The organism is Kitasatospora aureofaciens (genome assembly GCF_001188955.3).
Taxonomy (GTDB): domain Bacteria; phylum Actinomycetota; class Actinomycetes; order Streptomycetales; family Streptomycetaceae; genus Kitasatospora; species Kitasatospora aureofaciens.
In genome coordinates this window covers 226,440-252,194 of the sequence record NZ_JPRF03000021.1, presented here as the reverse complement: position 1 = coordinate 252,194, position 25,755 = coordinate 226,440, and the positions used below count along the sequence as shown (strand labels likewise).

General features: G+C 72.0%; 25 protein-coding genes and 1 pseudogene. 13 read left to right on the top strand and 13 right to left on the bottom strand.

The window, feature by feature from the left end:
* Positions 1–298: 298 nt before the first annotated feature.
* On the top strand, positions 299–760 hold the full coding sequence (locus HS99_RS42460) for a hypothetical protein (protein WP_030555703.1): 462 nt from the start codon (positions 299–301) through the stop codon (positions 758–760).
* Positions 761–914: 154 nt separating this feature from the next.
* Here HS99_RS42460 and HS99_RS13765 read toward each other — a convergent pair whose 3' ends face one another.
* Positions 915–1,169, bottom strand: coding sequence for a hypothetical protein (locus tag HS99_RS13765; protein ID WP_030555705.1), 255 nt, complete (start codon positions 1,167–1,169; stop codon positions 915–917).
* A gap of 124 nt (positions 1,170–1,293) precedes the next feature.
* On the opposite strand from HS99_RS13765, the gene HS99_RS13760 reads away from it, so the two are divergent.
* The gene (locus HS99_RS13760; RefSeq protein WP_030555707.1) at positions 1,294–1,599 is read left to right on the top strand and encodes a hypothetical protein; all 306 of its coding nucleotides are present in this window, start codon (positions 1,294–1,296) and stop codon (positions 1,597–1,599) included.
* A 232-nt stretch (positions 1,600–1,831) separates the two neighbouring features.
* Here the strand turns inward: HS99_RS13760 and HS99_RS13755 are convergent, their stop codons facing one another.
* Positions 1,832–2,113, bottom strand: coding sequence for a helix-turn-helix domain-containing protein (locus HS99_RS13755; RefSeq protein ID WP_078657083.1), 282 nt, complete (start codon positions 2,111–2,113; stop codon positions 1,832–1,834).
* A gap of 909 nt (positions 2,114–3,022) precedes the next feature.
* On the opposite strand from HS99_RS13755, the gene HS99_RS44845 reads away from it, so the two are divergent.
* Positions 3,023–3,229 carry a hypothetical protein gene (locus tag HS99_RS44845; RefSeq protein WP_030555711.1) on the top strand — a complete coding sequence of 69 codons (207 nt, stop codon included), beginning with the start codon at positions 3,023–3,025 and terminating at the stop codon, positions 3,227–3,229.
* A 234-nt stretch (positions 3,230–3,463) separates the two neighbouring features.
* Here the strand turns inward: HS99_RS44845 and HS99_RS13745 are convergent, their stop codons facing one another.
* Complete coding sequence (locus HS99_RS13745) at positions 3,464–4,717, bottom strand: alpha/beta hydrolase family protein (protein ID WP_094743025.1); 1,254 nt, start codon at positions 4,715–4,717, stop codon at positions 3,464–3,466.
* A 42-nt stretch (positions 4,718–4,759) separates the two neighbouring features.
* On the opposite strand from HS99_RS13745, the gene HS99_RS13740 reads away from it, so the two are divergent.
* The gene (locus HS99_RS13740) at positions 4,760–5,329 is read left to right on the top strand and encodes a helix-turn-helix domain-containing protein (RefSeq protein WP_030555715.1); all 570 of its coding nucleotides are present in this window, start codon (positions 4,760–4,762) and stop codon (positions 5,327–5,329) included.
* Between the two features lie 229 nt (positions 5,330–5,558).
* On the opposite strand, the gene HS99_RS13735 is transcribed toward HS99_RS13740, so the two are convergent.
* Positions 5,559–5,945, bottom strand: a complete 387-nt coding sequence (locus HS99_RS13735; protein ID WP_030555717.1) for a hypothetical protein — start codon at positions 5,943–5,945, stop codon at positions 5,559–5,561.
* Between the two features lie 122 nt (positions 5,946–6,067).
* On the opposite strand from HS99_RS13735, the gene HS99_RS13730 reads away from it, so the two are divergent.
* The 3 genes from HS99_RS13730 (at position 6,068) to HS99_RS47755 (ending at position 8,075) form a co-directional block, all read left to right on the top strand.
* Positions 6,068–6,664, top strand: a complete 597-nt coding sequence (locus HS99_RS13730; protein WP_030555719.1) for a TetR/AcrR family transcriptional regulator — start codon at positions 6,068–6,070, stop codon at positions 6,662–6,664.
* Positions 6,665–6,668: 4 nt separating this feature from the next.
* Positions 6,669–7,847, top strand: coding sequence for a GDSL-type esterase/lipase family protein (locus tag HS99_RS13725; RefSeq protein WP_030555721.1), 1,179 nt, complete (start codon positions 6,669–6,671; stop codon positions 7,845–7,847).
* Positions 7,848–7,940: 93 nt separating this feature from the next.
* Positions 7,941–8,075 carry a hypothetical protein gene (locus HS99_RS47755; protein WP_267885574.1) on the top strand — a complete coding sequence of 45 codons (135 nt, stop codon included), beginning with the start codon at positions 7,941–7,943 and terminating at the stop codon, positions 8,073–8,075.
* 210 nt (positions 8,076–8,285) lie between these two features.
* Here HS99_RS47755 and HS99_RS43290 read toward each other — a convergent pair whose 3' ends face one another.
* Positions 8,286–9,083, bottom strand: coding sequence for a type IV toxin-antitoxin system AbiEi family antitoxin domain-containing protein (locus HS99_RS43290; RefSeq protein ID WP_050366153.1), 798 nt, complete (start codon positions 9,081–9,083; stop codon positions 8,286–8,288).
* A gap of 317 nt (positions 9,084–9,400) precedes the next feature.
* Between HS99_RS43290 and rfbB the strand changes: the two genes are divergently transcribed.
* Positions 9,401–10,423, top strand: coding sequence for a dTDP-glucose 4,6-dehydratase (gene rfbB, locus HS99_RS13715; protein ID WP_046385886.1), 1,023 nt, complete (start codon positions 9,401–9,403; stop codon positions 10,421–10,423).
* Positions 10,424–10,593: 170 nt separating this feature from the next.
* Here the strand turns inward: rfbB and HS99_RS13710 are convergent, their stop codons facing one another.
* From HS99_RS13710 to HS99_RS13695, 3 genes are all read right to left on the bottom strand, one after another.
* Entirely contained in the window at positions 10,594–10,974 is a 381-nt protein-coding gene (locus HS99_RS13710; protein WP_030555728.1) for a DUF6009 family protein, read from the bottom strand.
* A gap of 217 nt (positions 10,975–11,191) precedes the next feature.
* Entirely contained in the window at positions 11,192–12,736 is a 1,545-nt protein-coding gene (locus HS99_RS13705) for a DNA primase family protein (RefSeq protein ID WP_030555730.1), read from the bottom strand.
* Positions 12,737–13,664: 928 nt separating this feature from the next.
* The gene (locus tag HS99_RS13695) at positions 13,665–14,288 is read right to left on the bottom strand and encodes a helix-turn-helix domain-containing protein (RefSeq protein ID WP_232543214.1); all 624 of its coding nucleotides are present in this window, start codon (positions 14,286–14,288) and stop codon (positions 13,665–13,667) included.
* Between the two features lie 119 nt (positions 14,289–14,407).
* Between HS99_RS13695 and HS99_RS13690 the strand changes: the two genes are divergently transcribed.
* Positions 14,408–15,397, top strand: coding sequence for an alpha/beta fold hydrolase (locus tag HS99_RS13690; RefSeq protein WP_030555733.1), 990 nt, complete (start codon positions 14,408–14,410; stop codon positions 15,395–15,397).
* Positions 15,398–15,573: 176 nt separating this feature from the next.
* Here the strand turns inward: HS99_RS13690 and HS99_RS13685 are convergent, their stop codons facing one another.
* Complete coding sequence (locus HS99_RS13685) at positions 15,574–17,667, bottom strand: APC family permease (protein ID WP_232543215.1); 2,094 nt, start codon at positions 17,665–17,667, stop codon at positions 15,574–15,576.
* Between the two features lie 513 nt (positions 17,668–18,180).
* On the opposite strand from HS99_RS13685, the gene HS99_RS13675 reads away from it, so the two are divergent.
* Together HS99_RS13675 and HS99_RS13670 are read left to right on the top strand one after the other, a co-directional pair.
* On the top strand, positions 18,181–18,834 hold the full coding sequence (locus tag HS99_RS13675; RefSeq protein WP_030555737.1) for a DUF4232 domain-containing protein: 654 nt from the start codon (positions 18,181–18,183) through the stop codon (positions 18,832–18,834).
* Between the two features lie 140 nt (positions 18,835–18,974).
* A complete protein-coding gene (locus HS99_RS13670; protein WP_030555739.1) occupies positions 18,975–20,285 on the top strand; it encodes an alpha/beta hydrolase family protein in 1,311 nt (436 codons plus the stop codon).
* 25 nt (positions 20,286–20,310) lie between these two features.
* Here HS99_RS13670 and HS99_RS13665 read toward each other — a convergent pair.
* Positions 20,311–21,173: pseudogene (locus HS99_RS13665) on the bottom strand (cytochrome P450).
* A 107-nt stretch (positions 21,174–21,280) separates the two neighbouring features.
* A complete protein-coding gene (locus HS99_RS13660; RefSeq protein ID WP_030555740.1) occupies positions 21,281–21,895 on the bottom strand; it encodes a TetR/AcrR family transcriptional regulator in 615 nt (204 codons plus the stop codon).
* A 155-nt stretch (positions 21,896–22,050) separates the two neighbouring features.
* Here HS99_RS13660 and HS99_RS13655 point away from each other — a divergent pair, with 155 nt between their 5' ends.
* The gene (locus HS99_RS13655; protein ID WP_030555742.1) at positions 22,051–23,502 is read left to right on the top strand and encodes an amidase; all 1,452 of its coding nucleotides are present in this window, start codon (positions 22,051–22,053) and stop codon (positions 23,500–23,502) included.
* A gap of 178 nt (positions 23,503–23,680) precedes the next feature.
* Positions 23,681–23,935 (top strand): hypothetical protein, encoded by a 255-nt coding sequence (locus HS99_RS13650; protein WP_030555743.1) that lies wholly within the window; start codon positions 23,681–23,683, stop codon positions 23,933–23,935.
* Between the two features lie 247 nt (positions 23,936–24,182).
* Here HS99_RS13650 and HS99_RS13645 read toward each other — a convergent pair whose 3' ends face one another.
* Both HS99_RS13645 and HS99_RS13640 read right to left on the bottom strand, forming a co-directional pair.
* A complete protein-coding gene (locus HS99_RS13645) occupies positions 24,183–24,824 on the bottom strand; it encodes a nucleotidyltransferase domain-containing protein (protein WP_030555745.1) in 642 nt (213 codons plus the stop codon).
* Between the two features lie 60 nt (positions 24,825–24,884).
* Entirely contained in the window at positions 24,885–25,706 is an 822-nt protein-coding gene (locus HS99_RS13640; protein WP_157846619.1) for a MurR/RpiR family transcriptional regulator, read from the bottom strand.
* Positions 25,707–25,755 lie beyond the last annotated feature (49 nt).

The following is a 25,755-nucleotide window of genomic DNA, read 5'->3' as shown; positions in this document are numbered from 1 at the left end:
CGGAAGGCCAGTCGGTACGGGAGGCCGAAGAAGAGCGGCGGATCGGTGCCGACGGCGCGGAGGCGGTACACCCCGGGTTCAACGAGGCGACGCCCGCGGCTCGATGGGTGTTCGCCCGTCCAGGTGGGAACGCGTCATCGAAGGCCTTGTTTCGGACATGACTATGAGTTCCAAGGCAAAATCGGCACCACCCCTTCGAAACGTATGCCAAAGTTCTGGTCGTGGCGCGAATGAAATATCACATGTGCCACACCGTGAAAGTTCGCGAACGCATCCCAGCTCTCGAAGGAAGAAGCCCATGAACCCCGTCTCGCGTATCGCGGCCGCCGCGACCGGTGCCGCCGCGCTCCTTGCCACCCCCGTTCCGGCGCTCGCTGACGCGCCGCAGCCCCCTGCCGCCACCACAACCACCTGCGGCTGGTCCGGCCAACAGGCCGGCCTGTCCACCAAGGTGTGCGCGGAGGTGACCGGCGACCGCGTCGTGGTGTACGGCCAGATCGGGCTGGCGGGGCCGCCCTCGCCGGGGACGCCGTGGCCGCCGGCACCGCAGGAACTGATCACCGGGCTGTCGGCGGAGACCGTCGGTGGGGGATCGCTCGGCGCGGTGTCCGGACGCACCGTGTTCACGGTCAGCACGGTGCGGGTGGACGGCATCGTTGCCACGGTGCCGTGCGGCTCGGTCCTGCACGCCTCCTTCGCGGTGTCGAGCGCCTACCGAGGTCCGGTCCCGGTCACCCTGGAACTGCCGGTGAACTGCTGACACGCCTCGCGGCGGCCGAGCCCGGGGCCGGCAACGACCCGGGCTCGGCCCTCGCCTCGCGGCACGGGCGCGGCGCGAAAGAGGTCACCGTCGGCTGCGACCCCAGCCGACTGACGCAGCACAGGCGGCCGCGAGGGGCAGACCCACAGCGCGATCACCGGAGGGCTTCCCCATCGAGGCCGAACACGGTGAGTACGCCCACGCCCTGGAGCAAGGCGTCCAGGCCCGCCTCGCCGACCTCGAACCGCTGCACGTGACGCGGGTGGCCCGGCCGGTGGCCCGCCGGGGGTATGGTCGGCGAACCGGTCGGGGCGTGGTCGGCGGCCTGGTCGGCGGCGTCATCGGCAGTGGAGTCGGCGAGAGTGCGGTAAAGGGTGGTGAAGATCTTTTCGATTGGTAAGACCGGCAAGTCCGGTCCTCAGCAGCCCCGGCGCGAGCCGGCGCAGCGGGCGGCTCGACGCACCTATCAGCCGGGGGAGCGGGAAGCTCTGCTGATCGGGATCCTGCGCGGCACAGCTCCCGGGGGCGTCCAGATGCACGAGCGGTACGACGCGGCCTCGGACCTGGAGGACTTCCCCAGCGACGAGGTGACGGCTGCCCTGACCGAGATCGCCAGTGATGCGCAGGAGGACGAGACACTCGTCGCGCTCTGCGCCGAGTCGCTCGCGGGGATCTGGATCGCCCGCGGCGCGGTCGAGCGCGATGTGCTGGCCCGGCTGCCCCCCTGGGGTCGGCGGGAGGTGGAGCAGCAGGTGGCGAGGAGCGCACCGGAGCTGCTGACATCGCAACAGGACGCGGTCGCCGAGGTGGGCGACCGCGATGGTCGGACACTTCGGTGAGACGGGGCGACGGCCGGCCGGACCGCCTGCCCCAGGTGATGCAGCTGGTCTGTGAATCGCTCTCACCTGGGGAAATGGCCGGTCAGTGACATAGCCCCTGCAGGTAGGACACAGGCCGGCCCGGGGTGCGACTTCTCTGGATCCGCTCGGATGGACGACGACATGGCGGCGCCCGCCGGTGATGGCCCGGGGGTGTGCGTCCCGGGTCCGGCGGGCGCGTGCCGATTGGTGGTCAGGTGTCCGAGGGCGGTTCCTGGCCGTGCCGGGAGCGGCGGAGTTGTTCGTTGAGGCGCAGGGCTTCCTCGAGTTGGTCCTCGAGGACGACGATGCGGCAGGCGGCTTCGATGGGCGTGCCCTGGTCGACGAGGTCGCGGGCGCGCATGGCGATCCGCAGTTGGTAGCGGGAGTAGCGGCGGTGGCCGCCGTCGGAGCGCAGAGGGGTGATGAGGCGGTGTTCGCCGAGGGCGCGTAGGAAGCCGGGGGTGGTGCCGGTCATCTCGGCGGCGCGGCCCATGGTGTAGGCGGGGTAGTCGTCGTCGTCGAGTTTGTCGGGTGTGTCGGGGCTGGCCGTTGTAGTCACTGCACCTCTCTGGTTCTCGGGGAGAACGCGTCGAGGGGCCCCGGGGCCGTGTCGGCTCCGGGGCCCCGAAGGGGAACAACACCATCTACCGGCCTGGGCCGGTCCTTCAACTTCCGCACTGCCCCGGGAGAGGGGGGTACGGGGATCGCGTATGCGTGACCGGAAACCACCGTCCTTGCGTTGGGGTCTGCGGTGTCCGCCCGGGCGAGTGTTCACGGGCCGGGCGATCCTGATGGCGCTTGCGCCCTCCGTTCATCCTCTGTACTGAACTGTCACTTTTCGTACTGCTGGTACTGCACCTGCTGAACTGCGTACTGCTGATCGGTGGCCGTGAGGGCCCACCCGGTCCGGCAGCCGGCCCCGCCGGTCGTCCTGCACCTGCGGTGGCCCGGAACCTGCCCGGACCCCTCGGCACGCGCGCCGCAGTCATGGCGCCTTTGCCGAGGTCCTGCCTCTCTTGCGACTGCCGATACCTCACTCACTGAACTGCGTACTGCTGGTACCGCTGGTGGCGGCCCCTGATACCTGCGGGCCGCCCGGTCCGGCAGCCAGCCCCGTCGCCGTCCTGCACCTGCCTGGCTTCGGAACTCCACTGCCGGACCGAACCGCGAACTTCTGTCCAACAACCCCGGCCAGTTCGTGTCTGGCCGGTATCGCCGACTGCTGTCTACGACAAAAACGTTAGACCCGCCCGCGAGCAATGTCTACTCCGGCGCGCATAGATTTTGCGGCACCCGCGAGTGAGGTAGTCTCCCGCTGCGCGGCGGCGGCACCCCCCGAGCCGCCGCCGCGCCCCCGAAGAGACGAGCGGCACCGCGCAGGGAGGCGACAGTGGGACACCCCGTGCCCGTGGCACCGGAGGCGGTCCGGGACGGGCAGGCGGACCTGATCGAGGCGATCACCGAGGCCGTGCACGACGGGGACGACCGCACCGTCCGCCGGCTCCTCGCCCGCTTCGCGGAAGTGGCCGGCATCGCCGACCTCTACGCCCTTCGCGACGCCCTCATCCACGCCGAGCGTCCGGCTCGCCCCCCGCAACAGCCCGCCTGAACCGCCGGGCCCGGTTCCGGCGTGATCTGGTCCAGCTGCGTCGTTCACGGCCGCCGGGGATCGTCCGGCGGCAGCACCCTCCCCCGTCCGCTCGTACTGCGACAGCGCCAGACCCGTGCAGAAGAACGTCGGCGCCCACTCCCCCACGAAGATCCCCCCAATCGGCGGCCACCCGGCTCGATGGGACGTGTGAGGCATGGTGACGGCGGCCAGGCGGGGCGCCGCCTTCTCCTATCACGGCGCCAGCCAGGCCGCGATCTCGTCCACCACTGCGAGAGCGACATGTCCTGGCTTGCTGTAGTCGGCTGGGGTGGGAGCGCCGTCGCCCGGGAAGAAGAGGTGGTTGAGGTCCTGGTGGATCCGGATCCTCACTCCGTGTCGGTGTGCCAGGGCCTGTTGCCAGAGCGCCAGGTCGTCGGTGACGGTGACTTGGTAGTCCCGCCCGCCCTGCAGGATCAGCATCGGGTGGGTCAGTGCGGCCGCCGTGGCCAGCGGGTCGTAGGCGCGCAGGTCGAGCCAGTAGGCGGCGGAGAAGCCCAGGGGCAGAAGTTCCGGGGGTGTGTCGGGGGTGAGTTCCGGTGCTGCCACCAGCTCGGCCTTGCGGGTGAGCGCGGCCACCGCCTGGTCAGTGCTCGGGCCGGGGGTGAGGGCCGCGAGGTGGCGGGCGACCCGGACGGCGGCCTGGTGCATCGGCTGCGCGTCCGCGGCGAGGAGGACGAGGCCCGCGATCGACGGATCGGCGGCGGCGATCCGGGGCGCCGCCTTGCCGCCCATGCTGTGCCCGAGCAGATGGATCCGGTCGGGGTCTATGTCGGGGTGGTGCCGCAGCAGGTGGAGGGCGGCGAGCGCGGGTGGCAGGTACTCGTCGGCCATGGTGAAGTCGGCGGGCAGGCGGTCCGGGTGTGCGAAGGTCGGTTTGTCGAAGCGCAGCACGGCCACCTGGCGGCAGGCGAGGCCCCAGGCGAGGTCCTTGAGCGGTTTGTTCGGGCCGCTGGTCTCGTCCCGGTCGAACGGTCCGCCGCCGGCGAGCAGGACCGCGGCGGGCCACGGTCCTGGGCCCCGGGGGAGGGTGAGCGTGCCGGGCACGGCGAACGGCCCGGTGCCGAGCAGGACGTCCCGTTCGGTGAACAGGTCCTGCTGCGTGTAGTGCGGAGGCTGCCACGCGGCGCCTCCGTGCGGGTCGAGTCGCAGTCCGTGCAGCCGGCCGTCGTCGCCGACTGATGTGACCACGGTGAAGCTTCCGTCGGCGCAGGTGATCGCGATGCGCACGCGGAGCAGGTCGGTTTCACCGGCCTCGACCTCCGGCTCCTGGACCGCCCGGATCCCGCCGTGCGCGACGGCCTCGGCCGCCCATGCCAGCCGGAGCGCTTCGGAGGAGACCGCGGCCCGCAGCGGGGGCGCGAAGAGTTCCACGGTCTGGTCGAAGTGCTCGTCCAGCAGCAGCGCGGCGAAACGGCGCGCCACCTCCAGAGCCCCGTCCCCATTCATTCTCATAGTTGAGAACGGTAGCAGTTGTGAGAAGATTTGAATATGGACTCGCTGAAGCTGCTCGCCCACCCCATCCGGCTGCGGATCGTGCATGCGATGGGTGGCGGACGGCTGCTGACCACCGCTCAGCTGTGTGCGCGCATCCCGGAAGCCTCCAAGGCCACCGTCTACCGGCACATCGATCTGCTGGTGAACGGCGGGATCCTGGAGGTGGCCGAGGAGCACCGGGTGCGCGGGGCGGTGGAACGGCACTACCGGCTGTGCCAGGACCGGGCCGCCGTCGGCGCCGGAGTCGTCCGCACGCTCACCCCCGAGGACCATCGGCAGGCGTTCGCCACCGCGATGACCGCGCTGCTGGCCGAGTTCAACGCCTACCTCGACCGCGAGGAGGCGGACCCCGTGGCCGACCAGGTGGGCTACCGACAGCACGCCCTCTGGCTCAGCCCGGCGGAACTGGCGGAGCTGATCGGCGAGCTACGTACGGCCATCGTGCCGAGACTGGCCAACTCGCCCGGCCCCGAGCGGGCGCAGTACCTGCTCAGTCCGATCCACTTCCCGGTCGAAGCCCCGCAGCAGCCGGCCGGGCGACCGGCCACCGGCACCGGACCCTGACTCCGTCGACGACTACGCGGTTGTGACATCCGCAGCCGGACGACTCCCCGCCGACCGGCAGCGGCAGGGAACCCGAGTCCGAACCGGCCGCCGACAGGATCCCCCGACGACGTCGCCCAGGAGCAGCGACCCGAGCGACCGGGACCGCCCCCATCGCCCCCGGGCAGACGGGACGGCCGTCACCTGCGGTCGCTGCGGATCCGGGCGAGACCGGCCTCGGCAGCGGCCTTCACCTGCGGGACTCCGGGTCGCCGGAGCGGGCCGCGGCGGCGAACTGCGCCCGGGCTCCCGCCACGTCCCCGCGGGCCCGGAGCATGTCGCCGAGGTGGAAGGCGGCCTGCACGGCGGCGTGAGGCACCGCGCCGTGGGCCGCCTCGCGGTAGCAGAACTCCGCGAAGTCCCGGTCGCCGATGCGGTAGGCCATCAGCGCCTGGACGAGCTGGGCCGGGCCGACGACCTCGGGAAAGCCGCTGTTGATGGCGGCGCCGAGGTTGTCGAAGGCGTCCTGGTCCCAGCCCTGGGTCTCACGTACCAGCATCGCGCCCATGGACAGCCGGCGTTGCCGCAGCAGGACACCGCCCGGCGCATCGGCTGCCGCGGCCAGGGCGGCTTCCACCTCGCACTCCGCAAGGAGTGCGGTACGACACCCGGCGACCAACCTTAACGAGTACAGTATTTGCCTATAGGTCATAGGTAGATACACACTGGCCATAGGCATACTGAGAGTGGGTGATGGTTTTGGTTCGGGCAGGACTGAATCCGGAACGGCTGACGCTCGCCGGCGCGGAACTCGCCGATGAGGCCGGTTTCGGCCAGGTGAGCCTGTCCGCGCTCGCCCGGCGTTTCGACGTCAAGCCGGCGAGCCTGTACGCGCATGTGAAGAACTCCCACGAGCTCAAGACCCGGATCGCGCTGTTCGCACTGGAGGAACTCGCCGACCGGGTCGCCGACGCCGTGGCCGGGCGCGCGGGCAGGGACGCCCTGACAGCCTTCGCGAACGCCTACCGGGACTACGCCCGGGCGCACCCCGGCCGGTACGAAGCAGCGCGGTACCGGCTCGACCCGCAGACTGCCGCGGCCAGCGCCGGCGTCCGGCATGCACAGATGACACGGGCGATCCTGCGCGGCTACGACCTGGCCGAGCCGGCCCAGACGCACGCGGTCCGCATGCTGGGCAGCGTCTTCCACGGCTATGCCTCCCTGGAGGCGGCCGGCGCTTTCGACCACACGGACGTAGCCGCTGAGCAGTCCTGGGCCTGGACCCTGGACTGCCTCGACACCGCACTGCGGAGCCGGTCCCAACCGGCCGCCCCGACCGAGGATCAAAAGGCTTGAGGCGATGAGCACCGAACAGAACCTGATCACCACCCCCATCACTGCCGACTTCCTGCGCGGGCACCTCGACGTGGAAGAGACCGCCCACGGCCTGCTGCCGCACCGGCTGCCTGCGTGGGCGCGCCGCCGGATTCCCGACGACCGGCTGGCCGTGGCCGAGGCCCAGCCCTCCGGTGTCCGGCTGGTCTTCCGTACCAACGCCACCACCATCCGCCTGGACACCCTGCCCACCAAACGCGTCTACCGGGGCTTCCCGCCCCCGCCGGACGGCATCTACGACCTCCTGGTCGACGGCCGCCTCACCGCCCAGGCCACCGTGGACGGCGGGAACCTGCGCACCATCACCGACATGCAGACCCAGACTGCGGACTTCACCCCGGGCCCCGCAGGCACCGCCCACTTCACCGACCTTCCCCCGGGCGAGAAGGACATCGAGATCTGGCTCCCGCACGCGGAGATCACCGAGGTCATCGCCCTGCGCACCGACGCCCCCGTCGAGCCTGCCCCGGACAAGGGGCGGCGGGTGTGGCTGCACCACGGCAGCTCCATCAGCCACGGATCCAACGCCGTCTTCCCCAGCACCATCTGGCCCGCCCTGGCCGCCTCCGCAGGCGATGTGGAGCTGATCAACCTCGGCTTCGGCGGCAGCGCACTGGTCGACCCGTTCATCGCCCGCGCGATGCGCGACACCCCCGCAGATCTGATCAGCCTCAAGCTCGGCATCAACATCGTCAACAGCGACGCCATGCGCCTGCGCGCCTTCGCCCCCGCCATCCACGGCTTCCTCGACACCATCCGCGAGGGTCACCCCACAACCCCCTTGCTCCTGGTCTCCCCCATCTTGTGCCCGACCCACGAGAACACCCCCGGACCTCTCATGCCGGACCTCTCCAGTGGAACCCTGAAGTTCAGGGCCACCGGTGATCCGGCCGAGACCGCAGCCGGACGGCTGACGCTCACGATCGTCCGCGAGGTCCTGGCCGACATCGTCGAGCAGCGGTCCGTCGAGGACCCCGACCTCCACTACCTCGACGGGCTCGACCTCTACGGCGAGAGCGACCACGACGAGTTCCCCCTGCCGGACGCGATTCACCCCGGTCCCGAAGGACACCGCCGCATCAGCGAGAACTTCGCCGAGCGCGTCTTCGCGAACCACGGGCCTTTCGCCATCACGACCGGCTGACCGGATGACGTGTGCCGGGCGTGCAACCGACAGCGCCACGGTGGCCGCGCTCAGGCGGCGCGGTCCCTCACCGGGTAGAGGGCGGACGGGATCGTGGACCAGCTGGCCAAGAACCCGCCGCCGCAGCCCCGCCCTGCCGCCACCCTGGCGGACCTGGCGGTGCTCGACCGCAGCGCCGAGCTGTGCCCGTCCGTCCAGGAGCCGTGCCGCCTCGCGGACGTCTACTGAACACCCTGCGCCGGCTCCGACAGAGGCAGTGACCGAACGCTTGGGCAGACCGCTTGTACGGGGTCTCCGACCAGCGACGGGGCCCGCCCGTTGCTCCCGGAACCCGGGCAGCCGAGGCCCCGAGAAGGCACAGGAGGCCGCCACCCCCAGGTGGTGGCCTCCCGGCCTCTCAGATTCGCGAACTGGCCCTCGGCAGGGCCGGCCCGCGGGTCAGCCGTCCAGTTTCGCGTACAGGCCACGGCCCGGGCGCTGCGCCCGGCCGGATTTGGCCAGGCGCTCCAGCATGGTGCGCACCGCGTTCACGTTGTCCGCCGACTCCTCGATCCCCAGCCGGGCGGTCACTTCCCGGGCGCGCACCGGTCCCTGGGCGTCGGCCAGCACGCTCAGGACGCTGTCGGAGGTGGCACCGGTGGTTCGCCGCCTGGGCGCGGGCGCAGTCGTCTCGCTCTTCCCGGTGGCCGGTTCGGCGCCGGTCCGCACCGGCCCGGTGCCCGTGGCTGCGGCCTCCTTCTTCGCCCTGGTGCGCGGCCGCGCGCCGTCGGTGGTCTTCTTCGCCGCGGTCTTCTTCGCGGGTGCCGCCTTCTTCGCTGTGGCCTTCTTCGCTGTGGCCTTCTTCGCTGTGGCCTTCTTCGCTGTGGCCTTCTTCGCGGGTGCAGCCTTCTTGGCGGTGGTCTTCTTCGCCGTCTTCGTGGCCGTGTCCGTGCCCGTGGTGGCCTTCTCGGCCGACTCCCGGCCCAGGTCCAGCGCCGCCCCGACTTCGGCCGCGAGCTGCTCCGGCCGGTCCCCGACGATGGCGTCCGCCTCCGCCCGGATACTGCCCACCGGCGTGATGTCCTGCGAGGCCGGCAGTCCGGCCAGGGCCTGCAGGCTCTGGATGGCGCCGCGTACGGCGTTCTCGCGCGCCACGGCAGCGGTCAGCTCGTCCTCCAGGCGCCGCCGCCGCGCCTCGATACCGGGAAGCTCCGCCTCCAGCTGGGCGATGGTCTCACTGAAACGGCTTTCTGCCACGGTTCCTCGTCTCATCCGCCCACGCGATCTGTCGCTGGGACTGTGCGATCTCTACCCTGTTCCCGTGTCTGCCGACAAGAAACCGCGCCGACCCGCGCGGCCCGGGCCGGGCCGCTTCCGAACCCCTGACCGGCCTCCGGGCGGTGAACGGGGCAAACCTCGCAACGCCGCCCGGCGAGTCGGCAAACCGTCTGAGGAGAAGGCTCGATGAAAGCGCTGGTCCTGTCCGGGGTGATCGGCCGGGGCGCCGCAGTCAGTTCCGGCCGCTCGCGCCACCGGCTGCTGGTGGGCGACGACGCCCGGGTGGAGGTGGCGGTGTGAGGCTGCTGGTGACCGGTGCGGCCGGTTTCATCGGGTCGCACTACGTGCGCACCCTGCTCGCCGGCGGCTACGCGGGCTACGAGGACGCCCGGGTGACGGTGGTGGACAAGCTCACCTACGCGGGCAACCGGGCCAACCTGCCCGCCGCACACTCCCGGCTGGACTTCGTACGGGGCGACGTGTGCGACACCGCCCTGCTGCGCGAGCTGCTGCCGGGCCACGACGCGGTGGTGCACTTCGCGGCCGAGTCCCATGTGGACCGGTCCATCGCCGGGGCCGCCGCCTTCACGACGACCAATGTCGGCGGGACGCAGAGCCTGCTGGAGGCATGCCTGGCCAGCGGCGTGGAGCGGGTGGTGCACGTCTCCACCGACGAGGTGTACGGGTCGATCGCCACGGGCTCGTGGACGGAGGACTGGCCGCTGGCCCCCAACTCGCCGTACGCCGCGTCCAAGGCGGGGTCGGACCTGATGGCGCGCAGCTACTGGCGCACCCACGGGATGGACGTGTCCATCACGCGCTGCTCCAACAACTACGGGCCGTACCAGCACGTGGAGAAGCTCATCCCCCGGTTCGTGACGAACCTGTTCGAGGGGCGGCCGGTGCCGCTGTACGGGCAGGGCGCCAACGTCCGCGAGTGGCTGCACGTCGACGACCACTGCCGGGCCGTGCAACTGGTGCTGACCTCGGGCCGGGCCGGTGAGGTCTACAACGTGGGCGGCGGGAACGAACTGACCAACCGGGAGGTCACGCAGCGGCTGCTGGAGCTGTGCGGGGCGGGTCCGGAGATGGTCCGGCACGTCGCCGACCGCAAGGGGCACGACCTGCGGTACGCGCTCGACGACTCCAAGATCCGTGAGCAGCTGGGGTACGCGCCCCAGGTGCCGTTCGAGCGGGGCCTGGCCGAGACGGTCGGCTGGTACCGCGACCGCCCCGACTGGTGGAAGCCGCTCCTGGAGGGCGGCGCCGGGGACGCGGGCGGGCCCAGGGCCTTCGCCGACGGGGCGGGCGCCGTGTGAGCGCCCTGCGCCAGGCCTCCGCGCCGGCCCGTACGGGGACCGCGTACCCGGCCGACGGCGTGCCGGGGCCGCGCCCGGACTCCCGGTGATCCCGTGAAGACCCCGGCCGAGAACGACTGCTTCGTACTCCACCCGAGCCGTTCAGGGACCAGAGGGACCGGATCCCCGAATCAGGCGGTGGTACGCGCGGCGGCGGATCCCTGCTGCGAGCGCTCGGTCTTCATGCCCACGTGCCGCGGCTCGATCGTGCGGGGGTCCACGGCTTCGCCGGGGGCTCCGGCGCGGTAGAGGCCGTCGGGCTCCGCGTCGCGGTCGTGCGGCAGCAGGTAGAACACCCGGCGTTTCTGCAGACCGCTGTCGGGGTCGGCTTCCGCGGTGTCGCAGAGTTCGGCGAACCCGACCATGCGGCCGTCCCGGTAGTAGCGGGGCTTGCCCCGCCGGCGCGGGGTCTTGTCGAGGGCCTGGCGTACGTAGTCGAGTTCAGCGGGATCTTCCAGCCACACCACCTTGTCCTCGTGGGTGATGTCACTTGCTTGCAGTAGCGAGCTCATGGCTTTCGCCCCTCCTCGGTTTCGGTGCACGCCGTGCTCGTCGAACTTCCTGCCCACGCTACCGAGCGGCACGCGCGCGCTGTGACGGTGCGCCGGGTGACGGCCCGTGCCTGGCTCATTCGCTGTGGTCGCATGGTAGGTGGTGGCTGGTGGGGTTCCGGACAGTGGTACCGAGCCGGTCCAACACCGGGAACGGTCCCATCGCCCCGTGCTCTCATCAGTGTTCGTCGGCGAGCAGGGCGAGACCGGGATAGAACTTGGCGCCGTTGGAACGAAGCATCTCGCTGGGTGAGGAAATGCCGACCTCGGCACGGATGCGCATTGCGAAGGCGCGGGTGGTCGCGGGCCGGAGCCCTTCGTCATCTTGGCACCAGTTGCTGTAGGCGCGGTAGAGCGCGCCTTGTTCGACCTTGAGGTCGCGGGGTTCCTCGGAACCCTCCCCGGCGGTGCAGCATTCGGCGAGAAAGCGCCCGATGTGGTCCTCGGTGGTGGCGTAGGCCTGGGTCGCGGTGCGCACGACGGCGGGTCCGTCGAGGGAGGGCTTGGTCCGGAGGTAGGACATCGCGCCCTGGATCATCCAGTGGAGGATGCCGGCCCCCTCGTGGTTGACGAGTTCCTCGGCAAGGTTGTCGATCTTGCGGTGGTCCGGGACGACCTTGTCGAACGGGATCAGGCGGATGCGGCGCCAGAAGGCGTGGCCGCCGGTCCCGACCTCGGGGCGATGGTTGCCGAGCAGCCACAGCTTGTGGGTGGGCTCGAAGCTGAAGTAGTCCTGCCGCATACGGCGTGCCTTGAGGCGGTCGCCACCGGTGAGGAGCTTGACGCGGGCCTCGTCGAACTTGTCGTGCGGCTTGAGCTCGCTGCAGACGAACAGACGGCGGCCGTGGAGCTCGGTCAGCTCGGTGGAGTGCTCGTTGAACCTGCCCCGCTCCATCAGGAAGCCGGGCGGTGCCACGTCGGCGTAGTCACCGAGGATCTTGATGACGATGTCCATGAGGGCGGACTTGCCGTTGGCGCCGATGCCGTAGAGGAAGGGCAGGACCTGGCCGCCGACGTCGCCGGTGATCGAGTAGCCGAGCAGGAGGTGAACGAAGTTGATCATCTCCCTGCCCTTGTCGTCGTCGCCGAAGGTCTCCGTCAGGAACCGGGCGAAGCGGGGCGCGGGACTGGGCTCGGGCGCGAGGTAGGTCGCACGTGAGTGGAGGTCCCTGAGTGGATCGGGCTTGTGGAGTTCGCCTGTGCGAAGGTCGACGACGCCGGCGGGGGTGCACAGGGCGTACTTGTCACCGTCGAGGGCGTCGGGGTCCAGGGCCAGTTCGGGTGAGGCCTTCGCCTGGGCGAGCATCGCCTTGACCCCGGACGTCGACATGGCCCGCTTGCGGTGCTGGACGAGTTCACGGTCGGTGAAGTGGCCCCTGGGGTCGTGGAGCGGCATCTCCTCGGCCATGTCACCGGCCGCCCAGATCGCGGCGTTCTCGCCTCCTGTGCGCTTCCACCGGTACTCGTCCCACACGTACCAGCCGAGGCCCTCGACATGGCGGAAGCGGTGGTTGTGCAGGTGGGCGAAGAGCTTGGCGTTGCCCCGGTCGGTGAGGTTGACCAGCAGGCCGGACTGGACGAAGTCGTCGGGCCGGCTCCCCGCCGAGGGAGCGGAGACCTGCTGGGCGGGCAGCTTGGCGGTCGGGCGGGGTTCGGCGGCGAAGACCGCGAGCTGCTCCGCGGCGGCGTGCGCGTCGAAGCCGGTGCTTCCTTCGCTGCTCATGAGCGTCCCCCGGGGTGGATAGGGCGGTGGCTGCCTGCGCGGAGCGCGGAGTCGATGACGAGTTGGTCACGGCGCGGTTGCGTGGGGCGTCCCGCGTACGCGGCCCCGGGGAGGAGGGTGGCGCACGCGGGCAGGGCGATGTGGCCCGCGGCGGCGAGGCCGCCGCCGGTCGAGGCCGCCCGGTTGAGCCTGTCGCTGAGGGGGTCCCGACGGCGCGTGGGCGCAGCCCCGCACCTCATGGTGTCTTTCCTCGGCTGTCAGAGCTGCTGGCTCGGTTGTCGCGGGATGGTGGGAGACCGGTCCATCGAACCCCCGTTCAGGGACTGAAGGGACTGAAGCGACTGAAGTTCCACAGCGTCTGACCCTAACTCAGCGACACGCCTGCAGCTTCGCGGAGCGGTGACCATCTCGTTGTCCTGGTCCCTTGAGTCCCTATGAGTCCTTGAGATCCCCGGCGCCGGGGACGGCCCGTGCGGGGCGGTCGGGTCGGACCCTCCGAGCCGCTGCTGCCGGGCGACAGGGGCTGGGGGTGAGGACGGCCCTCGGGGCCCCTCTGCCCGGGACCCAGGCTCCCCCCCGGGGCCAGGGGTGGAACCGTCGTTGGGAACAGTTCGGTCCCCGTCACTTCGGTCACTGATGAACCTGTAGGTCAGCGGGCTGGGGCTCGAGTCAAAGGGACTGAAGGGACTCAACTTCCCAGCTGTGAAGCGCATAACGAATATGTGGCTTCTCACGCCCGCGCATACGCACACGCAGGTAGAGGCCGGAACAGTGAGAATTGAGTCCCTTCAGTCCCTGTCCTGCCTACTGGACGTGCTCTGAACTGCGGAAACATGGAGTGACTGGAGGAGGAAGGGGCCGTGTCTCACCGCGCCCGTGGGTGAAGGCGAGTCAGGACCGGCGCCACCGAGCACCGCGCCGCTTCGCCTCAGCGGCCGGGGACTGGGGTGCGCGGTCGGAGGCGCTCTCCCTGCGGCCCGAACATGACCAGGTATTCGACCGGTCCGCCGGGACCGGCGTTGGCGACGCCGTGGGCGGTGCGGGTGTCGAACTCGGCCACCTCCCCGGCGCCCAGGACGAGGTCCTGGTCACCGAGCGCCAGCCACAGCCGCCCGTACAGGACGCACAGCCACTCGTACCCGTCGTGGGAGACCTGCCGCGGCCGCGCCGGTGGCGCGTCGACGGCGGGCAGGACGTGCTTGTGGGCGTGCAGGCCCCCCACGAACCGGGTCAGCGGCAGCACCACCTTGTCGTCGGCGGGGCGCTGCGGCACCCGGATGCGCGGTCCGGCCGCGGCGACCGGTCCGGTGCCGGCAAGCTCGTCCAGGGAGACGTCGTACGCCTTCGCGAGCCGCAGCAGCACCTCCAGGGTCGGCTTGCGCCGACCGGTCTCGATCCGCGACAGCGTGCTCAGCGAGATGCCGGTCGCGCGGCTGACGTCGGTGAGGGTGGCGCCGCGCTGCTCGCGCGCGGTCCGCAGTCGAGGGCCCATGACCGCCAGCGTGTCGGCAATGCCGTCGTCCGTCACCATCGCCCCACCCCCTCCAGCCATGCCGCCTCCACCGCCCTGTCCTGCCAGTTTGCCAGGATGACAAGGGTTCTCGCGTCGGGCGCCCGCCGCGCCGCAAGATCGGTGGGTAACCGCGGCCGCCCGTGAACCGAGGAGAAGCCATGCACCAGCCCGCGCCGTCCGCCGACCTGCGCCACCGCACCATCGAGGCACCCGCCGGGCGCCTGCACCTGGTCGAACAGGGCACCGGACCGCTGGTCCTGCTCGTCCACGGCTTCCCCGAGTCCTGGTACTCCTGGCGCCGCCAGCTCCCGGCCCTCGCGACGGCGGGGTACCGGGCCGTGGCGCTCGACGTGCGCGGCTACGGCCGCTCCTCCAAGCCGGCCGCGACGGACGCCTACCGGATGCTCGACCTGGTGGAGGACAACGTCGCCCTGGTGCGCGCCCTGGGCGAGGAGAAGGCGGTGATCGTCGGGCACGACTGGGGTTCCGGCATCGCCGCGGCCTCCGCCCTCCTCCACCCCGAGGTCTTCCGCGCCGTCGGACTGCTGAGCGTCCCCTACGCGCCGCCCGGCGGCCCCCGCCCCACCGACGTCTTCGCACAGATGGGCGGCGACCAGGAGTTCTACGTCTCGTACTTCCAGGAGCCCGGCCGGGCCGAAGCGGAGATGGAGCCCGACCTCCGGGGCTGGCTCGCGGGCTTCTACGCAGCCATGTCCGCCGACACCATGCCCACCCCGGGCGAGCCCGACCCCCACTTCGTGGCCCGCACCGGCGGCCGGCTGCGCGACCGCTTCCCCGGCGGCAGCCTGCCCGCCTGGCTGACCGAGGACGACCTCGACGTGTACGCCGGGGAGTTCGAGCGCACCGGCATGACCGGAGCCCTCAACCGCTACCGCAACATGGACCGCGACTGGGAGGACCTCGCCCCCTACGGCGGCGCCCCGATCGAGCAACCGTCCCTGTTCATCGGCGGCGCCCTCGACGCCTCCACGACCTGGATGGCCGACGCGATCGACGCCTACCCGGCCACCCTCCCCGGCCTGACCTCCAGCCACATCCTGGACGGCTGCGGGCACTGGATACAGCAGGAGCGTCCCGAGGAGGTGAACCGCCTGCTGACCTCCTGGCTCGACTCACTCCAGGGCTGAACCGCCGGGCGTCACCGGTCCTACGGGGACCGGTACTGGGCACTGCTGACCGGACGGCGGTCCGCCCGCTACGGTTTGCCACCGCTCCGTCGGGTAGTTGACGAATCCGGCGGACGCCGGCGCCCGCCGCGTGGTCGCGCGGTGTCGGCGCCTGGTGGGCCATCGCGGTTGCGGGGTCAGTGCCCGCCGGGTTCGGGCGGCGTCGACGGCGCGGTTCCCTGCCTCGCCACCGAGGGTTCGCCCTGGGCGGACGTTCCTCCTTCGTCTTCCCGCCCGGCTGCGCGTACGGCCGCCGCACGGCACTGGTGTTCCCTGAGGGCCGCGGAGACGTCGAAGGGCACAATGGTGGCCGCGACGTGCGGGATCCGACTGACGGCGTGCGCGATCGCGTCGCCGCGGCGGGCGTGCAGGAGCCGTCCCACGAGGGGCCCGTAGGCGCGGCGCGGGATCAGCAGGGTGACCTCGGTGCGGCCGTCGGCACTCGTGCGGGAGGCGAGGCCGGCGACGGCCCGGTGCAGCCGCCGGTCCGGACAGTCGACCAGGTCGAGGGGGATGTCCGCGGCCTGGCTGGCCTGCCACGCGCGCTGGAGTTGCTCGGCGTGTGCGCTGTCGAGCGCGATGTGGACGGCCCGGAGGTCGGCGGCCCGCAGGGTGTGCGCGTAGCGCAGGGCGGTGATGACGGCCAGGTCCAGGCGGTCGACGAGGAGGAGGACGACGTTGCGTGACCGGGTGGCGGTTGTCGCCGTGGCGGGCGCCGCGTTCAGGACGGCGCTCTCCGCGCGGTAGCGCTCGTTGGTCCGGATGAGGGCCCACACCCCGATCGGGAAGACGACGACCACCGCCCAGGCGCCTTCGGTGAACTTGGTGACGGCGAAGACGACGACCACGGCGGCCGAGGCGGTCGCGGCCGCCGCGTTGACCGCGGCCTTGACCGTGCGGTGCTTCTCGCGACGTCGCCAGTGGTACCTGGTCAGGCCTGCGGTGGCCATGACGAAGCCGGTGAACACGCCGATGGCGTAGAGCGAGACGAGCCTGGTCACGTTTCCGCCGGTCACGAGCAGCAGCCCCAGGGACACGGCGGCGAGCACCAGGATCCCGTTGGAGAACGCGAGGCGGTGGCCGCGCAGGGTGAGCCGGCGGGGCAGGAAGGCGTCCTCGGCGACGAAGCTGGCCAGGAACGGGAACCCGTTGAAGGAAGTGTTCGCGCCGGTGTACAGGATCAGCGCCGTGGCCACCTGGACCAGCGCGAACATGACCTGTCCGAAGCCGCTCTGTCCGAAGACCAGGTGCGCCTCCTGCGCCAGCACGGTGGGGCTGCCGGACGTGAAGGGGACCGCATGGGTCTGCCAGGCGAGGGTGGAGATCCCCAGGACCAGGGCCCCGAGGGTGGCGCTCATGATCACCAGGGTGCGGCGGGCGTTGGCGCCCTGCGGCGGCCGGAAGGCGCCCACGCCGTTCGAGATCGCCTCCAGGCCCGTCAGCGAGGACCCGCCGTTGGCGAAGGCCCGCATCAGGACGAACAGCGAGACACCCGCCGCCATCCCCCCGCCGGGGGCGCCGACCGGCACGGCCCCGGCCGCGTGCAGGTCCGCGTCGCCCAGGCGTGGCAGGCTGCCCGTGGCCAGCCGGACCAGGCCCACGACGACGGTCAGGCCCGCGGCGAGGACGAACAGGTAGGTCGGCACGGAGAACGCCCGACCCGCCTCCCGGATGCCCCGCAGGTTGCCGTAGCACAGCAGGCACACCACGCCCAGGGTCACCCACAGCTTGTCCGGGCCGATGTCCGTGTGGAAGAGCAGTTGCAGCATGGAGGCGACCGCGTCCGTCCCCGCGGCGGTCTGCACCGCCACCGTCACGACGTAGTCGATCAGCAGCGCCACTGCCGCGACCTGCGCGACGCGCGGGCCGAAGTTCTCCCGCGCCACCACGTACGAACCACCCGCACGGGTATAGGTCATGACCACGTCGCGGTAGGACAGCGTGAGCAGGACCAGCAGCGCCAGGATGACCCCGGTCACCGGCATCACCAGGGCGAAACCCGCCACCCCCGCCACCGGCACCAGCTGCGTCAGCATCTGCTCGGTCCCGTACGCGCTGGAACTGATGCAATCCGGCGCGAGCACCCCCAACGCCACCGGCTTCGACAGCTTCTCGGCCCGCAGCTGCGCCGTGACCAGCGGCGGCCCGAGCAGCAACCTCTTCACCCGGTAGCCAATGCGCTCCGGCACACCGGCCGCCACCTGCTCGTTCGCCGGTGCCTTCCCCGTCACAGCCGCCACCTCGAACCGCCCTTCGTCCGCCCGCTCCCAGCGCGTCGCGCCACCGGCCAGTGGACGACTGCCCCCGCAGCCGCGGAACAGTCCCCGCGCGGGGCCCGCTCGGTCGCCTCGCCGCCGGTCCCGGAGGACGGGGCCGGAGGACGGGGCCGACGGTTCCGCCCCGGTGACCGTGCCGGTCCGGGCACATCACGGGGGCGTCGTCCGGGAGTTGGTGCCGCGCCCGTGTCCGTGGTCAAGATCGTCCAGGTCACGGGTGTGTACCGACGATCGGCGACGCCGTCGACGGGGCGCGGCAACGCTGCGAACCGGCATCCGGGCAGGTCGGCAGCAGGATACGGCGCGGCCCGGCGGGCGACGGCGCGGGTGGTCTCCGGCCGTACATGTCACAGCACTGTCCTGGGGGCGGTCCGGGTGGAACGGTCCGCCCCGGGCGGCGGTCCCTGCCTTCGGAAACCCGCTCACACCGAGCACCAGGCGCCACCGACCCGTCCGGAGGAAAACACCGTGCACGCTCGCAAGCTCGCCTTCGCCGCCCTCGCCGTCGCCGCCGCCCTCTCGCTCACCGCCTGCCAGAACGACGACACGGACACCGCACAGGGCACCTCGACCGCCGGCCCGACGGCGTCCACCGGCACCGCCCCCGTCGGCGGCCCGGCTTCGAACGCACCGGCCACGAGCAAGCCGGGGAAGCCCGGCACGGCCCCCACCACCGCACCGGCCGGCTCCACCGGCGCCGGGAAGACCGCCAAGTGCCGGACCGCGGACCTGACCATCACCGCCGCGGACCACACCATCACCGGCGACCCCACCAACACCGTCGTGGTCGAGCTGAAGAACCACAGCGGCAAGGACTGCACGCTGTCCGGATACGCGGGCGTCGACCTGACGACCCCCTCGGGCACGCTGTCCGCGAAGCGCTCCGGCGAACCGGTCGTCACGGGCGTCGTGGCGAACGGCAAGTCGACCTACTTCGGCATCAGTTACCCGGCCAACAACACGGGCGGCTCGGGCCTGCGGATCACCGGCCTGGTGGTGACCCCGCCGGACGAGACCCAGTCGGTCACCCTGCCCTGGCCCGGCGCCGGCTCGCTGCCCGCCGCCGACGACAGCGCCCCGGTGAAGATCGGCCCGATCGGAAGCGCCGGCCAGGGTCAGTAACCGCGGCTGCCCCTCCCGGACACCGTCATACCGGGGTAGCACAGCGGACTTGACACCCCGGTATGACGGCTTCCGCCCCTTCCCGCCCGTACCGTCGCCCCTGCCGAGGGCGAGACGGAACCGAACGAGGAGGAACGGCGATGAACGGGCGAGGACGGGCCGTGGCGGCGGTGCTGCTGGCGGCGACGGCGGTCTTGGGCGTGGTCGCCGCACCGGGGGCGGTCGCCGCACCGGGCGCGGTGGCGGAGCCGGAGCGGGGCACCGAACGGCAGGCGAGTGCCTGGCTGCCGCAGCCCACCGGGCCGTACCCGGTCGGCACGACGTCCCTGCAGCTCACGGACGACCGCCGGGACGACCCGTGGAAGCCCGGACAGCACCGCAAACTGATGATCAGCTTCTGGTACCCGACCACCCGGCCCGCCACCGGCGACGACCGTACGCCGTACATGCTCCCCCCTGCCGCCGATCACTTCGGCAGCGCCGGGAGCGTAGGCCAGAGCGAACACGGATTCGAGCCAGGCCGCACCGACTGGAAGGGCATCCGCACCCACGCCCGCGCCGACGCGCCCGCCGTCCCCGGCGGCCGGCGGCCCGTCGTGCTGTACTCGGCGGGGTTCGGCGACCCGCGCACCTGGGGCACCGGCCTGGTGGAGGACCTCGCCTCGCGCGGCTACACCGTCGTCACCGTCGACCACACCTACGACGCCTCCGAGGTCGCCTTCCCCGACGGGGACCTCGCGACCTCCGTCCTCCCCGCGCTGATGGAGCAGCCCGGTCTCGACATGGGCGCCCTCCTGCGCAAGGTGCTGCAGACCCGGGTCGACGACACCCGCTTCGTCCTGGACCAGCTCGCCGGACTGCACCACGACGACGGGCGGCACCACGACCAGCAGCTACCGGCCGGCCTGGCCGCCTCCCTCGACCTCGACCGGATCGGCATGGTCGGCCACTCCGGTGGCGGCTCCACGGCCCTCCAGACCATGCACGACGATCCGCGCCTCAAGGCCGGCGTCAACCTCGACGGCCAGCTGCACTTCCCCGGCCCGGACGGCAGGACCGGCGTCTTCCTGCCCAGCGTCGCCGAGGACGGCCTGACCAGGCCCTTCCTGCTCATGGGCACCCAGGACCCCGACTCCGGCAGCTACCACCGGCAGCCCGGCTGGGACGCCCTGTGGCAGCACAGCACCGGCTGGCACGCCGACGTGACCCTCACCGGCTCCCGCCACGGCTCCTACACCGACGCGCAGTCCCTGCTGCCCCAGCTCGCCCGCCAGGGCGCGATCAGCGGCGCGAACCTGACCGCCGACGTCGGCGACGTCCGCCCGGACCGCGCGGTGCTCGCCACCCGCTCGTACGTCGCGTCGTTCTTCGACCGCTGGCTGCGCGGCCACGACGACCACCTCCTTGACGGCCCGTCGCCGCGCTTCCCCGAGATGATCTACGAGCGGTGACGCGCCATCGGAGCGATGTGGGGTGTCAGGAGGTCAGGTTGATGACGAAGCCGCTGCGGGGGCGGGCGATCACCCTGCCGAGCGCGATGGTGAGGTCCTGGTCGGGGACGGTGTAGTCGAGCCGTGCCAGCCGTGGTGCGAGGGATTCCAGCAGCCCCACCATGACGCCCGCGCCTGGGCAGCGGTGGCCGGTGGCCGCATCGCCGCCGCCCTGCGGGATCAGCTTCTGCGGGTCGGCGGGCACGTCGAGGAAGCGCTGGGGGTGGAAGCGGTAGGGGTCCTCCCACAGCGCCGGGTCGTGGAGGTGCCCGTAGAGATCGAGCAGGACGAGGGTGCCGGCAGGGCCCGCAAGTGGCGCGGGCCGATGGTGGCGAAGCCGTCCACCATGGCAACCAGGTCGCGGGCCAGCGGCGCCACCTCGTCATCGTGGAGGGTGAGGCCGGCCCAGCGGGCGACACCCGCGGTCAGCACCCCGGCCACCGCGTCGAGCACGACGACCTGTCCGCGTTCGCGCCAGCGCGGAACCGCCGCGGCCCAGGCCTCGCCCACGCTCCCGACCAGCCGCTCCAGCCGGCGCGGATCGGCGAGCAGGCCGAGGAACATCGCCTTGCGCAGCTGGTGCGCAGCCCCGTCGAGGCCGTGGACGGCGCCGTGGCCGAACAGGGTGGCGCGCACCGGCTCCGGCAGCGCGCCGGCGCGGCGGATGTGGCGCTCGTCGTAGAAGAAGCGCACCGCTTCCGGGCCGTGCAGGGCCACGGCCGGGCGGCCGAGCAGCCGGGTTCGCAGCACCGGCCCGGGACGGCGGCGCAGCCGGTTCGGCAGCCACGCGTAGCCGCGCAGCAGCAGCGGCAGGGTGCTGTCGGCCCTGGGGGAAGATCGTCGGTCCATGGGCCTCGGCTGCCCGGGGCGGGGGTGCGAGGCGAAACCGCGGGTCGCCCGGATGCCCCCCGGTCGCGGGCCGGGGCGTCCCGGCCCGCCACCGACCCCGGAGCCCGTCAGCGGGCGGCCGGGGCGGGTGTTCCGGCCCGGTTGACGATCCCCTCGACGATCCGCATCAGGCGCTCGCCCGTCCGGTCGATGCTGCCGTTCTGCTTGCTGACCTGGGCTCCTTCGAGGACGAAGGTGATCTCGGCCGCGGTCTGTTCGGGGTCGGGCAACCCGGCTCGCGCGCACATGTCGACCAGCCGGCGGGTCTGACGCTCCTTGTGCTGTTCGATCACCTGCCGTGCGGGGTGGGCGCGGTCGGGCAGTTCGGCGATGGAGTTGATGAAGGGACAGCCCCGGTGCGAGACCGCCGGCAGCCCCTCGGCGATGAAGCGGGCCAGGCCGAGGATCTGCTCCCCGGGCCGGCCGGGATGCTCGGCCTCGACCCGGTCGAACGCCGCCTGGTAGTCCGCGGCGACGATCCGCAGCCACTCGGCGACCAGTTCGTCCTTGGTCTCGAAGTGACGGTAGATCGCCATCTTGGTGGTCTCGGCCTTCTCGGCGATCGCCTGGACGCCCACGCGCCGGATGCCCTCGCTCTGGAAGAGCTCCTCCGCGGCGTCGAGGATGCGCTCACGGGGCGGCAGTTTCGCCACCCGGCTCGGTCGTCTGTCGGGCGATGTCATGGCGGTTACGGGCCTCCGGTCGCTCGCGGGTCTTCCGCTTCCCGCTCTTGCTGTTTTCTCCGTTCTTCCTGCTACGGTACCAGTCCGTTCCATGCGATACCGATCGGTATCGTCAAAGACCGAGCGGTATCGCTCTCGATTCCAGGAGTGACCCAGTGGACGTCAAGGACTACGTGGGCTTCGACGCGGTCGGGCTCGCCGAACTGATCGCCCGGGGCCAGGTGACCCCCGCCGAGGTGGAGGCGGCCGCGCGGGAGGCCGTACGGGCCGTCGACCCGCAGCTCAACGCCGTCGTGGAGATCTGGCCGGCCGACGACGGGCCCCGCCCCGGCAGCGCGCCGCTGGCCGGGGTCCCCTTCCTGATCAAGGACCTCGGAATCACCATGGCAGGCCGGCGCACGGAGCTCGGCAGCCGCCTCGCGGCCGGGAACGTCGCCGCCGCCGACTCCACCCTGATGTCACGCTTCCGCCGCGCCGGCCTCGTGACGTTCGGACGGACCGCGACCCCGGAGATGGCCTACAGCACTACGACGGAATCCGTGTTGTACGGCCCGACCCGCAACCCGTGGGACCTCACGCGCAGCGCCGGCGGCTCCAGCGGCGGCGCGGGCGCGGCCGTCGCCTCCGGGATCGTGCCGCTCGCGCACGCCACCGACGCGGCGGGCTCGATCCGCATCCCCGCCGCCTACAACGGCCTGTTCGGGCTGAAGCCGACCCGTGGCCGCATACCCGTCGGCCCCGACGTCGACGAGATCTTCAACGGCCTGGCCGTGCAGGGCTGCGTCAGTCGCACCGTGCGCGACAGCGCACTCCTGCTCGACCTGGTCAGCGGCCCGGCGGCGGGTGACCCCTACGTCGCCCCGGAGCCGCCCCGGCCGTACGCGCAGGAGGTCTCCCGGGACCCGGGCTCCCTGCGGATCGGCGTCCTCGCCCAGCCGTGGGGCGGGCACCGAACCACGGCGCCCGTGGCCGAGGCGCTGTCCCGCACCGTGCGCCTGCTGGAGTCCCTCGGGCACCGGGTGGAACAGGCCCAAGCCGAACTCGGCGTCGACTGGGAGGAGTTCGTCCTGGCCAACGGCCGCCAGTGGACGGCGAACCTCACCGCGTGGATCGACGAACTGGCCGCCGCCTCCGGCCGGCCGGTCGACTTCTCGACCCTCGAACCGCCGATCCTCGCCAGCTACCACTACGGGCGGCGGGTCACCGGCACCGAGCTCGTGACCGCTCTGGCCGTCCGCAACCGGGTCTCCCGGAGCCTGGCACGGTCCTTCGACGCGTACGACGTCCTGCTCACCCCGACCATGCCGGACCTCCCCGTGCCCCTGGGCACCCACGGCCGGGGAGCGGAGACGCTGGACGGCCTCGGCTGGCTCCGCCGGCTCCTCGACCTCTCGCCCTTCACCGCGGCGTTCAACGTGGCGGGCACACCCGCCATGTCGGTGCCGGTGACGGCCGACCCCGGCACGGGGCTCCCGGTCGGCATGCAGTTCGCCGCCGGCTACGGGCGCGAGGGCCGCCTCTTCCGCCTCGCCGGGCAACTCGAACAGGCCGCCCCGTGGTCGGACCGCATCCCCACGGTGTGGGCGGGAAGCCATCCGGGCCGCTGAGGCCGCCCCACAAGGGGATGCGGCCTGCGACAGGTCGGGAACCAGGTCGGGTCCCGGGCTGCCGAAGCCAAGGGCAAAAGATCCGAGGTCGCCCTGAGAGGCCCGACAACTCCGACGGGGCCGCCGGGACAGGCACCGGGTTCGACGATGATCGCCAACGCTGACTACCCTTCCGGGGATGTGGACAGCCATTGCCGCAGTCGCGGTTCTTCTCGGTTCGATCAACCTCGTACAGGTCTTCACCGGCCGTCAGTTGGTCCGGCCGTCAGCCAGCCGACGCTCTGCGCTTGAGATCCGCCGGCAGTCGGCCGCCGCAGCCGTCATGATGCTCGGCATGTTCCTCGTCGGGCTGCGCATGTTCTGGGGTCTTCTGTTCGTGGTGATCGGCTACGTGGCGCTCCAGCTCGTCCGGAAGCGCGCACCGAAACACTGAAAGCGGCGACGGCAACGGCGGCTGCGGGCGCGCGCGGGCGCGGGCGCGGGCGGGCGCGGGCGCGGGCGCGGAGATCCCGGGGCGGCGGCCGGGCACGAACGTGTCCGGCCGCCGCCCCACCCCGTCGCTCTCCGATCGTCGCCGCGTTCTGCGACGACCTGGTCAAGGACTCGCCCACCTACGCGGACGTCGACCAGGAGTCCGTCGGCGGGGGACCCGGCGCGGACGGGAAGTGACGTCCCGCCGGCTACAGCTCGGCGATCCAGGGGTGCCCCGGGTGCACGCGGATGAGCAGCCCGGCCAGGCTCGCGCGCTGGGCCGCGCTCAGGTGGGGGACGGTCGCCTCGAAGTCCGCCCGATCCTTGGGGCGGGCGTGCTTGGCCTTGAACAGCAGGACCAGTTCGGGTGCCAGGTACGGGATCCCGTCCGGGGTGTGGTGGACGATGTCGCCGTAGGGCAGCCGGATCGTCGGATCGCGTCGGCAGATCCAGGTGTCGCCGTCGTGCGGTTCGCGGAACACGTCGAGCAGGTAGTCGCCGGTGGCCGGATCGCGGAGCCAGGTCTGGTGCACGGCGCCCAGCACCTCCGGCGCGGCGTCCTCCCAGATCCGCCCGCCGCCCGCCGCGTCGAAGACGTGGCCGGGGAAGCGGTCGCGGACCTCGGGGAAGCCCGCGGCCGGGACCGCGATCTCGATGTCCCCGTGAGCGCGCGTCCGCCCGCCGCGGAACAGGTCCAGCGCCCAGCCCGCGGCCACGTACCAGGGCGTGCTGATCCCGGCCAGCCGCTGCGCGACCTCCCACGGGGTCCAGCAGGACGACCACCTGGCGGGAAGTGCCTCGATCTCCGCGGACGTCAGTTCCAGACCGCCGCTGTGCAGTTGCTCGCTCATCGCAGGAATCTGTCAGCGGCCCGACGGGTCCCCGGGGCGTGGCGGCCGCGGCCCGGGGGCCTACGCCCCGTCGCGTTGCAGGGAGGCTGCGAGGGCGTCGAGTTCGGCGAGCCGTGCTGCGGTGTCGAGGCGGGACGCGGTTGCGACGAGAAGGAGTTCGGTGACGGCGATCTGGTGGGTGAGGGGGGTGATCGGTCCGGCAGCTTCGTGGGGCAGGGGGATGAGGACCTGGGCGTGGTCGGCCAGGGGTGACCTCCAGGCGTCGGTGACGAGCAGGAGGCGGGCGCCGCGTTCGCGGGCCGTACGGGCGTAGGCGGACGTGGCGGCCGAGTAGCGCCTGAAGTCGTAGGCGACGACGAGGTCGTGGGGTGTGATGTCGAGGAGGGAGCGGGCTCGTTCGTGTGCGGGCCCGGGGACCAGGCGCACCTCCGGGCGCAGTGCGCCCAGCTGGCGGACCAGGTAGTCGGCGGCCAGTTCGCTGAGCGGGCCGCCCAGCGCGCGGACCGAGCGGGCTGCGGCGAGGGCATCGGCCGCCGTGTCCAGCAGGGGGGTGTTCACGGCCGCGAGCGCGCCGGCCAGACCGTCCTGCAGTTCGCGTGCGGCGCTGCCGGGGTCGGGGGTCTGGGCAGCGAACTCGCGCAGTCTCGACCGGTCCTGGGCTTCGGCCCGGACGCCGGCCTGGAAGTCGGTGAACGAGTCGTAGCCGAGCCGGTCGACCAGGCGGGAGGCGGTCGGGGGGCTCACCTCCGCGCGGTCGGCGAGGGTGCGCAGGGATTGCAGCGCGGCGAACGGATAGTCGTCCAGGATGACCCGGGCGACCGCGCGCTCACCCCGCGGAAGCCCCGGGTAGGCGGCTTCGAGTCGGGACACCACGGATTCCATGACCCGAATGTTACACCAGATGGTCATTGACAGGCTTGATGAAACGAGT

What these genes read in the sequence shown, in the direction of transcription:
- HS99_RS13705 (WP_030555730.1), bottom strand. Translation starts at nt 12,736, where the DNA reads ATGAGCAGCGAAGGAAGCACCGGCTTCGACGCGCACGCCGCCGCGGAG.
- HS99_RS13760 (WP_030555707.1), top strand. Translation starts at nt 1,294, where the DNA reads ATGCACGAGCGGTACGACGCGGCCTCGGACCTGGAGGACTTCCCCAGC.
- HS99_RS13755 (WP_078657083.1), bottom strand. Translation starts at nt 2,113, where the DNA reads ATGGGCCGCGCCGCCGAGATGACCGGCACCACCCCCGGCTTCCTACGC.
- HS99_RS13645 (WP_030555745.1), bottom strand. Translation starts at nt 24,824, where the DNA reads ATGAGCGAGCAACTGCACAGCGGCGGTCTGGAACTGACGTCCGCGGAG.
- HS99_RS13660 (WP_030555740.1), bottom strand. Translation starts at nt 21,895, where the DNA reads ATGACATCGCCCGACAGACGACCGAGCCGGGTGGCGAAACTGCCGCCC.
- HS99_RS13690 (WP_030555733.1), top strand. Translation starts at nt 14,408, where the DNA reads ATGCACCAGCCCGCGCCGTCCGCCGACCTGCGCCACCGCACCATCGAG.
- HS99_RS13745 (WP_094743025.1), bottom strand. Translation starts at nt 4,717, where the DNA reads ATGAATGGGGACGGGGCTCTGGAGGTGGCGCGCCGTTTCGCCGCGCTG.
- HS99_RS13640 (WP_157846619.1), bottom strand. Translation starts at nt 25,706, where the DNA reads ATGGAATCCGTGGTGTCCCGACTCGAAGCCGCCTACCCGGGGCTTCCG.
- HS99_RS13725 (WP_030555721.1), top strand. Translation starts at nt 6,669, where the DNA reads ATGAGCACCGAACAGAACCTGATCACCACCCCCATCACTGCCGACTTC.
- HS99_RS13740 (WP_030555715.1), top strand. Translation starts at nt 4,760, where the DNA reads ATGGACTCGCTGAAGCTGCTCGCCCACCCCATCCGGCTGCGGATCGTG.
- HS99_RS13650 (WP_030555743.1), top strand. Translation starts at nt 23,681, where the DNA reads ATGTGGACAGCCATTGCCGCAGTCGCGGTTCTTCTCGGTTCGATCAAC.
- HS99_RS42460 (WP_030555703.1), top strand. Translation starts at nt 299, where the DNA reads ATGAACCCCGTCTCGCGTATCGCGGCCGCCGCGACCGGTGCCGCCGCG.
- HS99_RS13670 (WP_030555739.1), top strand. Translation starts at nt 18,975, where the DNA reads ATGAACGGGCGAGGACGGGCCGTGGCGGCGGTGCTGCTGGCGGCGACG.
- HS99_RS13710 (WP_030555728.1), bottom strand. Translation starts at nt 10,974, where the DNA reads ATGAGCTCGCTACTGCAAGCAAGTGACATCACCCACGAGGACAAGGTG.
- HS99_RS13695 (WP_232543214.1), bottom strand. Translation starts at nt 14,288, where the DNA reads ATGGCTGGAGGGGGTGGGGCGATGGTGACGGACGACGGCATTGCCGAC.